Source organism: uncultured Capnocytophaga sp., from assembly GCF_938029845.1.
Lineage (GTDB): Bacteria > Bacteroidota > Bacteroidia > Flavobacteriales > Flavobacteriaceae > Capnocytophaga.
Genome location: NZ_CALHGG010000125.1, coordinates 19,571 through 34,236, shown reverse-complemented (window position 1 = coordinate 34,236; position 14,666 = coordinate 19,571). Strand labels below are relative to the sequence as shown.

The window sequence follows — 14,666 nt, the reverse complement described above, 5'->3', positions numbered from 1 at the left end:
TTACAATCTACAATGGGGTATCAGCTGATGGAGATGGACACAATGACTATTTCAAAATAGATGGTATAGAGTACTATCCTAAGAATAATCTGAAGATATTCAACCGTTGGGGAGTGCTTGTCTATGAAAAAGATGGTTATACCAATAATCAGCCATTTGATGGTCATTCTAATGGTCGTGTTACCATAAGTGCAGATAGTAAGCTTCCACAAGGTACTTACTACTATGTCTTAGAGTACGAAGACTCCAATGATCAGTCTCATACTGAGAAAGGTTGGCTCTACCTCAAATATTAGGTAAAAGGTAAAAAATCCTTTAAGGTTAAAAGGTAAAAAGTAATTAGGTAAAAATTATACCGTTACTTTTTACCTTTTACTTTTATCTGCTCACATGTCTAAACTTTATGTATTCGTTTGACTTTTGAGAAAAATAATTAGGAAAATTATTTGAAAATAGGAGATAATTTCATAACTTTGTACCTAACAAATCAAGAAGAAAATGGAACAAAATCAGCAAAACAAAAGTTATCTACTCCCTATTGTAATGATGTTTGCACTATTCTTTATGATAGCTTTCGTCACCAATTTACAGAGTCCTATGGGAGTCATCGTAAAAAGCCAATTTGGTGCTAGTAATTTTCAGGCACAATTGGGAACCTTGGCCAATTTCATTGCGTATGCTTTCATGGGGATTCCCGCAGGGCAGATGTTACAGCGAATGGGGTATAAGAAAACTGCATTAACAGCTGTAACAGTTGGTTTTGTAGGAGTGTGTATTATCTTCCTATCAGGAGCTATGGAAAGTTTTGCCATATACCTCACGGGGGCCTTTGTGGCAGGTTTTTCTATGTGTATGCTCAATGTAGTGGTGAACCCTATGCTTAATACCTTAGGAGGGGAAGGCAAGAGAGGGAACCAGTTGCTACAGTTTGGTGGAGCGCTTAATTCTATGGGAGGTACTATAGTGCCTGTCTTTGTAGGCTATCTTATAGGAGAAAATATAGAGAAAGCCTCTATAGACAAGGCCAATCCTGCTTTATACTTGGCCATGGGTACCTTTGCTTTGGTATTTATTGTGCTTTCCATGATGCAGATTCCGGAACCTCATATTGTAAAGAAAGTAGAGGATAAAGCAAAAGATCCTCACAGTGCTATGTCTTTCAGACACTTTGTCTTTGGGATCATAGCTATTTTTGTATATGTAGGGGTGGAAGTAGGTATTCCAGGGATAGAAAACTATTTTATGACAGCAAAAGTAGATAAGGGAGGCTTGGGTATCGATGCTACTACGGCAGGTTCTGTGGTGGGTACTTATTGGTTCCTTATGTTTGTAGGTCGATTCATAGGAGGTGCTTTGGGAGCTAAATTCTCCAGTAAGGTGATGCTTTCTTTTGTAGCTTCTTTAGGATTGTTCTTTGTACTCTTGGCTATATTCTTACCCACTGATATATTGGTAAATATGCCTGTATTTAATAAAAATATATCTTTTGGCTTAGCAGAAGTGCCTGTTACAGTGATGCTTCTTACCCTCTGTGGACTTTGTACTTCAGTGATGTGGGGAGGTATCTTTAATTTGGCTACGGAAGGGTTAGGTAAGTACACTGCTGCAGCCTCTGGCATTTTTATGGTTATGGTATGTGGAGGAGGTATCTTGTCCACACTTCAGAGCTATGTAGCTGATATCTTTGGTTATGTACAGAGTTATTGGATCGTCATCTTAGGACTTGCTTATATTCTATATTATGCTCTTATTGGTAGCAAAAATGTGAATAAAGATATAGTAGTTAATGATTAATGACAAACAAGAAATGATGTAAATCCCACTGCTGGTATAAACTTGCAGAACACAACAATATAGGATGTAAAACTATTAGTAATCAAGAGTTTAAACTCTTGATTACTATATTTTTTAGCCCTAAAATTCTTAAATACCTAACGCCATTTTTTACCACATAAATTCTTACATCTCATCTATTTTTTACTTGACTTTGCTACTTGAAATGTTATAATTTTGCACCATATTCAGTGGTTAGTATTCATAAGTCAGTGCTCAGAGACCTAATATCAGTCTACTTTGCTCGTGCGAGTATGTGACTCGTATTATCATGGAGTAATTCTGTAATATTTTTCACTTTTTACTTATCACTGGCTACGGATTTGTTATTTGTTCTTAAAAAAGCAAGATAGAAAAATAAAAGATGTACTTTTGTCGTCTGATTAGATAAATTAAAAGATTAAAAATACCTATTATGAGTAAAAATGTATCTGACCAATTGGTTGAAATGTTAGTACAAGCAGGTGTAAAAAGAGTCTATGCCATTACAGGGGATAGTCTCAACCCTGTAAATGATGCCATTCGTCGCGATGGTCGCCTCGAATGGATACACTTACGCCACGAAGAATCCGCAGCTTATGCAGCCTCCATGGATGCCGAACTTAATGGCATAGGCTGCTGTATGGGAAGTTCAGGCCCAGGACATGTACACCTGATCAATGGGCTCTATGATGCTAATCGTGCAGGTAATCCTGTCATTGCCATAGCCAGTACTTGTGCAACACAGAAGTTTGGTACACACTGGTTCCAAGAAACCAATCCTTTTCTTTTATTCCAAGATTGTAGCAAATATGTATATGTAGCCAATACACCTAAGCAGTTTACTACCATGATGCAGCGTGCTATACAGACAGCAATCAATGAAAAAGGAGTAAGTGTATTAGGCTTACCTGGTGATGTGGCAGGAGCTGATTTGGAAGAGGTGCCTACCGCTACACAGACCTTTTTGACTAAACCCGTTGTACGCCCTTCCGATAGTGAGCTAGATAAGTTGGCCGCTGTATTGAATGACACCAAGCACAAGAAGATAACTCTTTATTGTGGACATGGTTGCCAATATGCTGTAAGTGAAGTAGAACAACTTGCAGAAACACTCAAAGCACCTATTGTAGCTTCTTTCCGAGGAAAAATATTCTTTGACCGTACCGATAGTCCTTATATAGCAGGTATGAATGGACTCTTGGGACATCGATCTGGTTATGATGCTTGTGCCGAGTCTGATATCCTTATTATGTTAGGTACTGACTTTCCTTATGCAGAGTTCTTACCTAAGAAAAATGTCATTGTTCAAATAGATCAGCGCCCTGATATTATTGGTCGCCGTGCCAAAGTAGATTATGGTTTTGCTGGTGATGTAAAAGATACAATTGCCGCATTATTACCTAAACTTACCCCTCGTAATGATGATAGCTTCCTTAAAAATATCCACAAGGAGTATGTAGCACTTGAGAAGTCTTTGGACGATTATACAAAGAGAAAGACAGAAGAAGATCAGATAGACCCCGAATATGCTGCTAAACTTTTAGACAAATATGCAGCTAAGGACGCTATTTTTACCGTAGATACAGGAATGAATGTGGTTTGGGCAGCACGTTTTGTCAAAGGTACAGGCAAGCGCTACCTCACAGGTTCTTTCAATCATGGTTCTATGGCCAATGCACTGCCTATGGCCATTGGGGCAGCGGCTTCCTCACCAGGAAGACAAGTAGTGGCTATGTGTGGTGATGGCGGACTCTCTATGCTTTTGGGTGACTTGGCTACGCTAATGCAATACCAGTACCCTGTAAAGATATTTGTGTTCAATAACCGTTCACTTGCCATGGTCAAACTTGAAATGGAAGTTTCTGGTTATTTGGATTGGCAAACCAATATGGTCAATCCTCCTTTTGACAAAATAGCTGACCTAATGAATATCAAGGGCTATGAGGTACATAAAACAGAAGAACTGGAAGCCACTGTAAAAGCTGCTTTTGAGCATGAGGGACCTACCTTGGTGAATATCTATACCAATCGTGATACCTTAGCCATGCCGCCTCACATTACTTTTGAACAAATGAAAGGATTCGCTACCAATGTCATGAAGAAAATAGGACAAGGTGATTTTTCCGAAGCCAAAGAAAGTATAGCTAATAGCATAAAGCATATTAAAGACATTTTATAGTGACAAATAACGAGTGACTAATGAAAAAGTAGGGGTAAGAAAAAATTATTCCTACTTTTTCTGCTATAACAATTAATAATTAACAATTGAAAACAAGAATAACAAAATTATTAGGTATAGAATATCCAATCATTCAAGGAGGAATGATATGGGCGAGTCAATGGCAGTTAGTGACAGCAGTAAGTAATGCAGGTGGATTGGGGCTGCTGGGCTCTGGTTCTATGTCAGCAGAGGAGTTACGTACTCAAATCAGACAGTGTAAAATACATACAGATAAACCTTTTGGGGTAAATGTGCCTATCATGTATGCCAATAGTGCTCAAACGATGGAGGTTATTATGGAGGAAGGAGTTTCTGTGGTCTTTACCTCGGCAGGAAACCCAGCCCTTTGGACAGAGAAACTCCATGAGAAAGGAATAAAAGTGGTACATGTGGTCAGTAGTAGTAAGTTTGCTCTCAAAGCTCAAGCAGCTTGGGTAGATGCCGTAGTCGCCGAGGGCTTTGAAGCAGGTGGACATAATGGACGAGAGGAGACTACTACTTTGGTATTGGTGCCTGAGGTATGCCGAAAAGTAACTATTCCTGTGATTGCAGCAGGAGGAATTGCCACAGGTAGGGCAATGTATGCTACTATGGCACTCGGAGCAGAAGGGGTGCAAATGGGTAGTCGCTTTATTGCTACAGAGGAGGCTACTGTACACTCTCTTTTCAAACAAGAGGTACTCAAAGCTAAAGAGGGTGATACGGTGTTAACTCTTAAAGAACTTTCTCCAGTACGTTTGCTAAAGAATGCTTTCTATGAGCAGTTAGAAGCTCTTTATCAGCAAAGAGAAGCTACCCCCGAAAATCTTAAACAGCTATTAGGTAAGGGGCGTACCAAATTGGGTATGTATGAAGGAGATCTTCAGGAAGGTGAATTAGAAATAGGTCAAGTAAGTAGTCTTATACAAGATATAAAGACAGTAAAAGAGATCTTTGAGGAAGTATTAGAAGAATTTCAACAAACCAACTCGCTAATGAACCAATTGATAAATTAGCTCATGGTCTTTTGTATAATAAAAAGGAATTTGTAATTTTTGACAGGTGTGTTTCCACTTTTCTACGATAAAAGGACGATTACTTCCGTCAGCAATGAGTATTTTAGGGCGGATATTACTCAAAAATTTCTCTAAATGAATTTTTGGGTTGTTTCTGAGCAACAGGTAATGAGTTGGGTAGGAAGTATCCAAATAGAATGTGTCATCAATAATGGTGAGAAAGTCATCTTTGAAAGGTAGTATATTCTTAATAGCCTTACAATGGATAGTCTTTACTTGATGTTGAGTTCGAAAATTTTTGATAAGTTGTTGTGGTATTGCCACTGTGTCAGAAAGATAAAAAGTAGCTTCTTTACCTTGTTGTAGAGCGATAATTGTTTTCTTATATTGATGAAATACAATGAGTTGTTCTGTCTTTGTGTTTTCATATTTGATATAAAAGGAATAAGTTTGTAAAGACAATATTGTCAAAAAGAAATAATATACAAACTTTACTTTTTTGATTTTCATATATATGATTATCCATGCTAAGGCTAAGTAACACAGCCATAGACTGATAGCGTCAAAATACACTTCGCGTATGACCATACGCTCTACTGAGGCTATATATTCTATGATTTTATTCATCAGAGATAGCGCAAAATCATAACTGATAACAAGCCAGTGAGGAAGTAGCTGTATATTGGCTAAAAATACAATGCCTATTCCTACCGATAAGATAATTCCTAAGAAGGGTAAAATCAAAACATTGGTAACTAGAAACAGTCCTGCAAATTCGTGGAAATAGTACAAGGAGAGAGGGAGCACACCTATCTGTGCGGCTATACTCATTTTGATGATGTCCCAAAAAAAGTTTAGAAATTTGTTTTCAAATCGGTATCTTTCTCCTAAGGGAAGAAATAATACTATGGAGAGTACAGCCATATAGCTTAGTTGAAAACCTACTTCAAAGAGAAAAGTAGGTTTACATAACAATAGTATGAAGGCTGAGAGGAGCAAACTATCATATCTGGCTCTTCTACTTCCTACTAAATAAGCAATACTATAACAACCAAACATTACCACAGCTCTCAATACTGAAGCTGATAATCCTGTAATAGCCGCATAAGTAAGCAAAAAAGCTAAGATGAAGGCTATTTTTATACCTTTTCTTTTTGCAGGGATTATAAAGGAGATAAAAAGAGTTAATAAGTAGGTAATAATACCAATGTGAAGTCCCGAAATAGCTAAAATATGAACAGCACCTGCATTGATGTATTGTTGATAGAGCTCAGGAGTGATATCCGAACGAACTCCCAAAACTAAGGCCTTAAGTACTCCCACAGTTTCTTTAGAAAAAGGGTAGTGGGAGAGACTAGCAGCTAAGTAGCCTTGTAGTTGTTTAGCCTTTATCAAGGGAGAAAAACAGGGATGATACTTAATTTCATAAGCCATAGGAAACCCTTGCCAAAATACCCCTTGGTGCTCCAAATATTGTTTGTAATCAAACTGATAAATATTTTGAGGAGGGGTAATAGGAGAAAGTTTGCTGTGAAAAAGAATAGTATGTCCTAGAGTATTCTCTCCAAGGGTATCTTTTAAGTAGAGAGCAATTTTTTCTTTGTAATCTTCTCTTTCAGAGGGGAGGACAGATACAATAACTTGTCTTCCCTTGATGTGTTCTATAGTTCCTAATAGGCTATATTCCTTATTGGGACTAAGCTTATGCAGATAATGAAAACTTCTGTTGGGTTCATAATGTACATTGTAAGTTAAAATTCCCAAGCTAATGCCTGCTAAAAAAATGATTTCTCTTTGGAATTTTTTGATCCTAAAATGACAAAAATAGATACCTAAAATAGCTAGACCACACAGCAACAGACTGATAAAAAGTCCTATCCCATGGAGTAAATCTTGGAAAACAATACCAAGAATCATACCCAAAAGGATGATACAAAGGGGGAAATTAAAGGGTGTGGGTTTCATACAATATACGAAAAAGTCAGTTACCTTATAGGATAACTGACTTTAGTGGATGTTATTTTTTACAATCAGCCTCATCAGGGAGCTTTCCACAAAAACTGCAAGGAGTCCCTTCTGGGTTCAAATAAGGGCTTTGGCTGGCGCAAGTTCCTGAGAATTTACCACCTTTTTTGCCCCATATTTTTATTGCCATGCCTATGATGCATAGGCTTAAAATAATCAATACGATGACAAATAATTTCATATGATGTATATTAAAAAAATTAAAATCCTATAGTATATAAGAGGTACTAATGAAATTGGATGTTCCCGTCTTTAGTAAGTTTTCAAGGATCTCATTATTATAAGGGTTATCCTTGGAAGCCACAAAAGTGCGTATGGAGAACGAACGAAGGGCATCATATACACTGAGAGTACTCACTGCCGAATCTTTGCGACCTGTGAAAGGAAAAACATCAGGACCACGTTGGCATAGGCTATTGAGATTGACCCTGCATACAAGATTTACCATAGCATCAATCAGTGGTGCTAGTGTATAGACGTCATGCCCAAAGATACTTACCTGTTGACCATAGTGAGAGTCAGCAATCTCTTCCCTTACCTCATCAATATTGGTAAAGAAGCGTATAGGTACCACAGGACCAAATTGCTCTTCCTGATAAACCCGCATATCGGGGGTAACAGGAGCAAGCACCGCAGGGAAGATAAAGTTCTCACAACGCTCACCACCCTTCTTATTGAGAATCTTAGCACCTTTCTGCAAGGCATCGTCTATGAGGTCTTGGATATATTGAGGTTTATCAGGATCGGGTAGGGGAGTCAGTTTTACATTCATCTCCCAAGGATTTCCAAAGGGGAGTTTGTCTACTTCCTCGGTGAATTTGGCTAAAAAAGTATCCTTAATATCTTCATGAACATAAAGTATCTTTAACGCGGTACAACGTTGTCCATTGAAAGTAAGAGCTCCTGTAACACATTCCTTTACTGCAAGATCTATATCCGCATCGGGTAGTACAATAGCAGGATTTTTAGCTTCTAAGCCTAGTACCAAGCGCAAACGATTCTTATGAGGGTGTTTGTCTTGTAGGGCTATAGCTGAGCGACTATTACCTATGAGTGCTAAAACATCTATACGGCCAGTTTCCATAATAGGGGAGGCAATTTCTCTCCCACGCCCAAAGACAATATTGATTACACCCTTAGGAAAACAATCTCTAAAGGCTTCCAATAGAGGGGTAATAAGCAGTACACCATATTTGGGTGGTTTGTAGATTACTGTATTTCCCATGAGCAGTGCAGGAATCAGTAGTGCAAATGATTCATTAAGAGGATAGTTATAAGGTCCCAAACAGAGTACAATCCCTAGAGGACCACGACGAATATGGGCATAGATACCATCTTTTTTCTGGAAATGAGCGCTATCGCGGTCTAATTTCTTATATTCCTCTAAGGTATTATATAGGTATTCTATGGTTCGGTCAAATTCCTTTTGGCATTCAAGAATTGTTTTGCCTATTTCCCACATCATCAGATGTACTACCTCATCGCGCTTGTGTTGTATCTCTTTGGTAAAGCGCTCTAATATCTCTGCACGATCTTTCACTCGCATAGTAGCCCATAGCCCATTACCTTTTCCATAGGCTTCCCCTGCAGCTTCTAGAGCTTCTAGAGCCTCTTTTTCAGTCAGGTGGGGTACACTACCTACTAAGGTAGGGGCATACTGTTCTGTGGAGGAAATAGTAGAATATACTTCATCACAAGAGCCATTCCATTCCCTCAGTTCCCCATTTATGAGGTAAGTCCTATTATGTAAAGGATTACATATATAAGCTTTGGGTATAGGTTGAAATTCGTTCATTATTTTATAGTTAAGTTGTTTTTTTATACTCTGCCTTTTAGCGCATCGAATACCCAAGCAATAGCTAGAAAACCTACTCCAGTAGAAGCAAATCCCCAGCCTGCAATATCTTCATAGCGAAATATTCCTAATCCTATGAGGATTAACCCAAATAGGATCATAATGAGAGTGGCATATCCTAAAACAGAATTTTTATTTAAACCCATAATAATCAATTTTTTAAAGAGATTTTATACTTTTTCTTCAGAAGTAGATTTGTTTTTTATACTCTTGATGAAGTCTCTACCAAAAATAGTGCCAATTCCAATGACTATACCCAAAAATCCCCAAATGGCAATAATCATACCTCTTTTAGGTTTTGATTTTTCTAAGGGAATGCTGACAGGTTCTATGTCAATAAAGGCAGGGGTGTCCTCTTGTAGTTTAATTTTTTGGTTTTCAAACTGTTTTGCTAGTTCTATATAGATATTACTAGCTAAGTTATATTCTGATTGTAACTGTGTCTGGCGGGTCATAGGAACCGCAGTGATAAGACCTCTATTGCTATCTTGGAAAGCTGCCAATCTCAATTGTTTTTCCTTAAAGTTCTTTTCAGCCTCTTCATACTGTCTTTCTATGAACTCCAATTGGCTTTTAGCCTTACGAGTTTTGAACTCTATAATCGTCTCTTGCAGTGTCTTTTTTGCCTGACTTAACATTTGTGCAGCAGCTACAGGATCCCCCATGCTGAAAGAGAAAGAAATGGTATTGTCTTTTTCATTGTTAGTAATTTGGAGTTGATCACTTAATAGACTAAATAGTTCTTTTTCTTTAGGAGTAATGCTATATACTTCCAAAGAACTATCAGCTGTTGATTGGGTAAGCTCTTTATCCTTAGAAGAAAAGGCTTTTATAATAACACTAGGTAGTCCTATAGTGTATTTCTTTATTATATCTAAGACACTTTTTTTCTGATATTTTTCACAATATTCCTCATAGGTAATAGAGTTACTACTTTGCAAGGTTTGTATAGGAACTTGTATCATTTTTCTTTGAAAAGGGATACTAGTAGCAATATTTGTATAGAGCTTAGGAGAAATCAATTCTCCTGAAGAGGGTCCAAGGTTAATTCCTGCTAAAGAGGCTAATCCTGATAAGTTTCCTCCTGTTGAATTGTTATTTTCTTGAGCGAGTACTAATGAAGTAGCAGTATATTCCTTTTTAGAAAATATAGCAATGAAAATCCCTATAAACAGGAATATGATGAAATATTTTAAAATAGTTCTCCTTCCTTCCCATATTTTCAGCAATAGGGCAAGCAAATCTATCTCATCGTCTTTTTGTATTTCTTGATCCATTTTTCTATTATTTAAAGGCATTGTAGATTAGTATAGCCAAAGTAGTTAAGGCAGTCATTACACTTACTGTTTCAGTAGTAGAAAGTGATTTCTTTTCAGGTTTTTCAGGCACAATCACTAGGGCACCGGGAGCAACCTTAGGGTAACTTCTAAAGAAAAGGAAGCGACTGGTACCTTTTACATCTCCATTGGCATATACCACATAAACAGATCTCTTCTGAGCATTGTCAGAGAATCCTCCAGCACTATTAATATAGGAACGAGTAGACTTCCCTTTTTCATAACGAACTAAGGAAGGAGCAAGTACCAATCCCTTTACCTCTACTGTTTGTTTTTCAGAAGGGATAATAAGCACATCCCCATCTTTTAGAACAAGGTCTTGGTAGGAATTTTTGTTCTCCATAATTTTTTTAAGATTGATACCTACCCGATATTCAGAGGCTTCAGGGGTATTTTCTTCCTCTTTAGTTTCTATAAGAGTTAGATCCTTATCGGTTTTTTTTAGGTTTTTAAGCTGTTTTTCCTGAGCTTTATCATCTTTTTCATTCTTATCCTTTTTTCTTACCAAAGTAGCCCCTTCTACATAAGCATAAGGAGCCAATCCACCAGAACGTTCTACAAGGCTTGAGATACGCTCCTCTTTAGTAAGAATGGCATAAAAACCAGGGAAAGAAACCTCTCCTTCTATCTTGACCACTTGTTGGGGTACATACCCTTTTTCATAACGAACAGTTACTATATCATTAGGTTCTAAGGCGATACTATCCCCTCCTTCTTTAGAGAGAGATACAGTATATACTTTGCTGATGGTCTTGAAGTTAGCATCATTTAGTTGGCGAGCTACCTGTATTTGTGTTTGGTCTGCTCCTTCTATAAATCCGCCAGCCATGATGATAAGGTCTGCAGGATATAGTCCTTTGGCATAGGCAAATTTTTGAGGTTTGCGTACCGCTCCTTCTATACGCACCATAGGTTTAGCAATGAGGCTATCCCTACCATATATATGTAAACTATCATTGGGTTGTAGAGCGATACTTTGCTTCTTCTCTAATAGGTCTTTGAGAGAAAAATTAAGACTTTGTTTATCCACACGGTCTATGGAGCGGAAGAGAATGGCACGATTTAGATAAGCTTCCTCTCTTACTCCAGCTGCTTTGTCTATAAGGTCTAAGACTGTCATACCCTCTGAATAGGCATAATTACCTGGCTGATAAACAGCTCCAGTGATACTAATTCGATTGTGGTATATATCAGAAAGTCTGTGTACTAAGAGTTTATCTCCACCTTGCATAGCAAATTTGTCAGCATCATTAAAGGGGACTTCTTTTACTTCACGCTTAGCTCCTACAATACGTTCTACGACCATGATATCTTTGTAGGCATTGGACTTGAAACCTCCAAAATAATCAACTAAGGAAGAAAGTTTTTCACCCTCTTTTACCTCATAGAGTCCTTCTCTCTTGACAAAACCTATTACCTCCACTTGATTTTTATAGGGGGGACAATGATTACATCTTGGTCATTGAGGTTGATATTCCCTTCTTGGGAACCTTTGAGTAAAAAATTGTAAATATCTAGATGAGCGATAGTTTTTCCACCACGAACTACTTGTATATTCCTAAAGGAACCATTTTCAGTAGGTCCTCCACTGGCATAGAGTGCATTAATCACTGTAGAAAGTGCACTAAGGGAATAGGTGCCGGGGGCTTCTACTTCTCCAATGATATTGACTTTTACAGTACGGATATTGGCGATGGAAACACCAGTATATACCTTAGCATAACTACCTTCAGGGGCGGAGATACCTGCATATATTTTGCGTAAAGCGGTATTGATACGTGCTTTGGCCTCTACAAAATTGAGTCCTCCTACATGTACTTTCCCTGCCATGGGAAGGATGATGTTTCCTTGGTTATCCACCTTTTGGGTAGTGCTACTTTCAGCAGCGCCCCATACCTCTACCAAAAGTTCATCTCCTGTGTTGATGATATAGCTCTCAGGAGTAGGTACATTGATAGTAGGAGTAAAGGAGATTTTAGGATTTTGGAAGAAATCATAGCCAAATACTCTACTCTTTTTTATAGGCTGAAGAGAATCCCTCTGATATTCCTTTTCTGTACGCCCAAATATTTCCTGCTCAGAGGAGGTATTCTTGTTACTTGGAGTAGTAGTTGTAGTTGTTTTCTTTTTAACAGAAGTAGAGAGAGACATGATACGTTGTCTGAGCTTAGTAATTTGGGAAACGGGTACTCCTTTTACACGGGCAGCAGTCTCTAAGTCAGTAATAGAGTAACCTTGTGCTTGTGCTTTTTCCCAAAAAGATTGTATTTGTTCATCAGAGAGCTGATCTACATTGATATAGGCAAGTTGCTCTAAGTTAAGATTCTGTACTTGTGCAGAAAGAGAAAGGGAGAAACCTACACTTAAAAGAAGAAAAAATAAGATTTTCCTAATCATTGTTTGCTGTTTTTAATCAGAGTGCAAATATACTTCGTTTATCTGAAAAAATAAAATATTTTAAAGATTAATTACTCATTCTAATTTTATAACTACTTTCAGATCGTAAATAGTGATAAAATTCATTTTTAATCTGATGATTATCATTGAATTAAAGTGATGAATAAGGATAAATTTTAACAACAGAAATATCAACAAAGCATAAGTATAATAATTAACAAATGATAATTAACAATTAATAATTGTTTTCACTATCTTTGCACACAAATCATGATTACAAAGAATTTTTCTTATATGGGCAAATTATTACGAAGCTATTTTATCCTATTTCTTATTCTTGTAGTTCTTAATATCATTTTAATTACTATTACAGGAAATGGTTATCTAATGTACCCTTTTTTCTATCTCTATGGATTTTTTACCTTGCTTGCCTTGGTGAATATCCTTTACTATATAATGATCTATTACAAAGGTGCCAGAATCTACGTACTTGGATTTGTGGTGCTTATGGGCATAGGAATATGGCTGACCTATTATGGGGGAGAATTGTATGGTAAATTCTTACTTTACAAATCGAGAAAGAACTTCCCTCCAATGCTTGAAACATTTGCTGCCATAATAGAAGAAGATGCTACAACCAGAGATGGAAAGGAGATTATTCCCTTTGGCGATCACAAAGGCTTTTATTTGGAGAATTATATCATGACACAGCAGCATGAACTAGTGGCTCTTTATAGGGAAATAAGTGAGAGCTTTCTTAGGGAAGGAGACATAGAGGGCTTTGTCAAGAAATTCGATACGAATGGAAATCTTATCGGTACGCTTTCTCTTTATCATTCAGAGGGGAAGAGCAAGATATTTCTTGTAGAGGATTGCCTTATAGATATTTCTAACCGCACTTATAATAATGCTTGGCTTTCTGGTAGAGATAGCGTGTTTCGCCCTATGAAATTGGTGGAAGGTTCCCAAAGCTGGAACTTCCAACAAGCCAAAGATTTTTACTATAATAGGAGTCAAGAATCGTCCTATTGTCATATTATAAAGACACCTTCTTGGCAACTTCCTGACAAGGGGGATTTTCCTAGGGAAGAAGACCCTAGTTATATGATTGTCTTTCTAAAAGATCAGCAGTTATATTATTACTTGACTCCTTATGATATTATCGATTATTACTATTTCGGTAAGAAACATTATCAGATAAAATCCCCAGAACATACCTCCGCACCACTTCTAATGGCACTGAGAAATGATCAGCTGTATAATCAGGAACATTTGGGCAAGGGAGAAAGATCCTCACAACGTACAGATATAGAGCCTGTTTATTATTTGCAGGACGATATAGAATGTACAGGATTAGAACCTCTTGAGCCTTTGAGATCTTTTGAAGTGAAAAGAGGAGAAGGAGAGTTATATTACCAGCTAAAGGTAGATGACCAAGTACTTTCTTTGAAAGCATCCTATTTTATCCATAGCAACTATGAAAGAAGCCTGAAAACACCTACCTACTATTGGAAGAATCATACAGAGACTATAGAGAAATATAAAAACATATATCTATACAGCAATAAAAATATAAAATATAGATTATTAGATACTTTTAATGGTATTTATATCGTAAAATAATTTTTATAAGAGAAATATATTAAGGAAAAATTATGACAATTCAGAATTTTGATAAGTTTGTTGATGAAACATTGGTAAAGCAAGGCAAAGAAGCCTTTGAAAAAGGTCAAGTATCTTCCTTAGAAGAGCTTAAGGATGGACTGTGGGTAGCTACAGTAGAAGCAGCAAATACTTATGAAGTAGAAATACTACTACATAAGAATACTATTAGAGAGACATCTTGTTCCTACGAGCGACCAAGGAAAGGAGTTTGTTACCATACCATAGCAGCTTTCTTGGCGATAGAGGCTAAAAAACAACAAAAAGCTACCAAAGAAAAAAAAGGCACTAAAGGAAAGAAGGATAGCCTCAAGAGCCTATTTGAGAAAATATCTCGTGCAGAGTTTTAGGAGTTTATC

General features: G+C 37.2%; 11 protein-coding genes and 1 pseudogene. 6 read left to right on the top strand and 6 right to left on the bottom strand.

Going from position 1 to position 14,666, the window contains the following annotated elements; all coding sequences use genetic code 11:
- From Q0625_RS08940 to Q0625_RS08925, 4 genes are all read left to right on the top strand, one after another.
- Positions 1-296: gliding motility-associated C-terminal domain-containing protein (locus tag Q0625_RS08940; RefSeq protein ID WP_298826067.1), on the top strand; the 296-nt coding region annotated here is incomplete at its 5' end.
- 202 nt (positions 297-498) lie between these two features.
- Entirely contained in the window at positions 499-1,794 is a 1,296-nt protein-coding gene (locus Q0625_RS08935; protein ID WP_298826064.1) for an MFS transporter, read from the top strand.
- Between the two features lie 454 nt (positions 1,795-2,248).
- Positions 2,249-3,994 (top strand): thiamine pyrophosphate-dependent enzyme, encoded by a 1,746-nt coding sequence (locus Q0625_RS08930; RefSeq protein ID WP_298826061.1) that lies wholly within the window; start codon positions 2,249-2,251, stop codon positions 3,992-3,994.
- 86 nt (positions 3,995-4,080) lie between these two features.
- Complete coding sequence (locus tag Q0625_RS08925; protein ID WP_298826058.1) at positions 4,081-5,031, top strand: nitronate monooxygenase; 951 nt, start codon at positions 4,081-4,083, stop codon at positions 5,029-5,031.
- On the opposite strand, the gene Q0625_RS08920 is transcribed toward Q0625_RS08925, so the two are convergent.
- From Q0625_RS08920 to Q0625_RS08895, 6 genes and pseudogenes are all read right to left on the bottom strand, one after another.
- Positions 5,008-6,996 (bottom strand): ComEC/Rec2 family competence protein, encoded by a 1,989-nt coding sequence (locus Q0625_RS08920; protein WP_298826055.1) that lies wholly within the window; start codon positions 6,994-6,996, stop codon positions 5,008-5,010. The two genes, Q0625_RS08925 and Q0625_RS08920, sit on opposite strands and share 24 nt — an antisense overlap.
- A gap of 52 nt (positions 6,997-7,048) precedes the next feature.
- Positions 7,049-7,237, bottom strand: coding sequence for a membrane or secreted protein (locus Q0625_RS08915; RefSeq protein WP_298826053.1), 189 nt, complete (start codon positions 7,235-7,237; stop codon positions 7,049-7,051).
- A 27-nt stretch (positions 7,238-7,264) separates the two neighbouring features.
- Positions 7,265-8,851 carry an NADP-dependent glyceraldehyde-3-phosphate dehydrogenase gene (locus tag Q0625_RS08910; RefSeq protein WP_298826050.1) on the bottom strand — a complete coding sequence of 529 codons (1,587 nt, stop codon included), beginning with the start codon at positions 8,849-8,851 and terminating at the stop codon, positions 7,265-7,267.
- A gap of 23 nt (positions 8,852-8,874) precedes the next feature.
- On the bottom strand, positions 8,875-9,057 hold the full coding sequence (locus tag Q0625_RS08905) for a CAL67264 family membrane protein (protein ID WP_298826046.1): 183 nt from the start codon (positions 9,055-9,057) through the stop codon (positions 8,875-8,877).
- Between the two features lie 24 nt (positions 9,058-9,081).
- On the bottom strand, positions 9,082-10,188 hold the full coding sequence (locus tag Q0625_RS08900) for a Wzz/FepE/Etk N-terminal domain-containing protein (RefSeq protein WP_298826043.1): 1,107 nt from the start codon (positions 10,186-10,188) through the stop codon (positions 9,082-9,084).
- A gap of 7 nt (positions 10,189-10,195) precedes the next feature.
- Positions 10,196-12,645 (bottom strand): annotated as a pseudogene (locus Q0625_RS08895) (SLBB domain-containing protein).
- 294 nt (positions 12,646-12,939) lie between these two features.
- Between Q0625_RS08895 and Q0625_RS08890 the strand changes: the two are divergent.
- Positions 12,940-14,268: a hypothetical protein gene (locus Q0625_RS08890; protein ID WP_298826039.1), complete on the top strand. Its 1,329-nt coding sequence runs from the start codon at positions 12,940-12,942 to the stop codon at positions 14,266-14,268.
- Between the two features lie 32 nt (positions 14,269-14,300).
- Complete coding sequence (locus Q0625_RS08885; protein ID WP_298826036.1) at positions 14,301-14,657, top strand: hypothetical protein; 357 nt, start codon at positions 14,301-14,303, stop codon at positions 14,655-14,657.
- Positions 14,658-14,666: the final 9 nt, after the last annotated feature.

Excerpts from the sequence above, each read along its gene's own strand:
- Q0625_RS08935 (WP_298826064.1), top strand. The coding sequence starts at position 499 with ATGGAACAAAATCAGCAAAACAAAAGTTATCTACTCCCTATTGTAATG.
- Q0625_RS08930 (WP_298826061.1), top strand. The coding sequence starts at position 2,249 with ATGAGTAAAAATGTATCTGACCAATTGGTTGAAATGTTAGTACAAGCA.
- Q0625_RS08920 (WP_298826055.1), bottom strand. The coding sequence starts at position 6,996 with ATGAAACCCACACCCTTTAATTTCCCCCTTTGTATCATCCTTTTGGGT.
- Q0625_RS08915 (WP_298826053.1), bottom strand. The coding sequence starts at position 7,237 with ATGAAATTATTTGTCATCGTATTGATTATTTTAAGCCTATGCATCATA.
- Q0625_RS08910 (WP_298826050.1), bottom strand. The coding sequence starts at position 8,851 with ATGAACGAATTTCAACCTATACCCAAAGCTTATATATGTAATCCTTTA.
- Q0625_RS08905 (WP_298826046.1), bottom strand. The coding sequence starts at position 9,057 with ATGGGTTTAAATAAAAATTCTGTTTTAGGATATGCCACTCTCATTATG.
- Q0625_RS08900 (WP_298826043.1), bottom strand. The coding sequence starts at position 10,188 with ATGGATCAAGAAATACAAAAAGACGATGAGATAGATTTGCTTGCCCTA.
- Q0625_RS08890 (WP_298826039.1), top strand. The coding sequence starts at position 12,940 with ATGGGCAAATTATTACGAAGCTATTTTATCCTATTTCTTATTCTTGTA.
- Q0625_RS08885 (WP_298826036.1), top strand. The coding sequence starts at position 14,301 with ATGACAATTCAGAATTTTGATAAGTTTGTTGATGAAACATTGGTAAAG.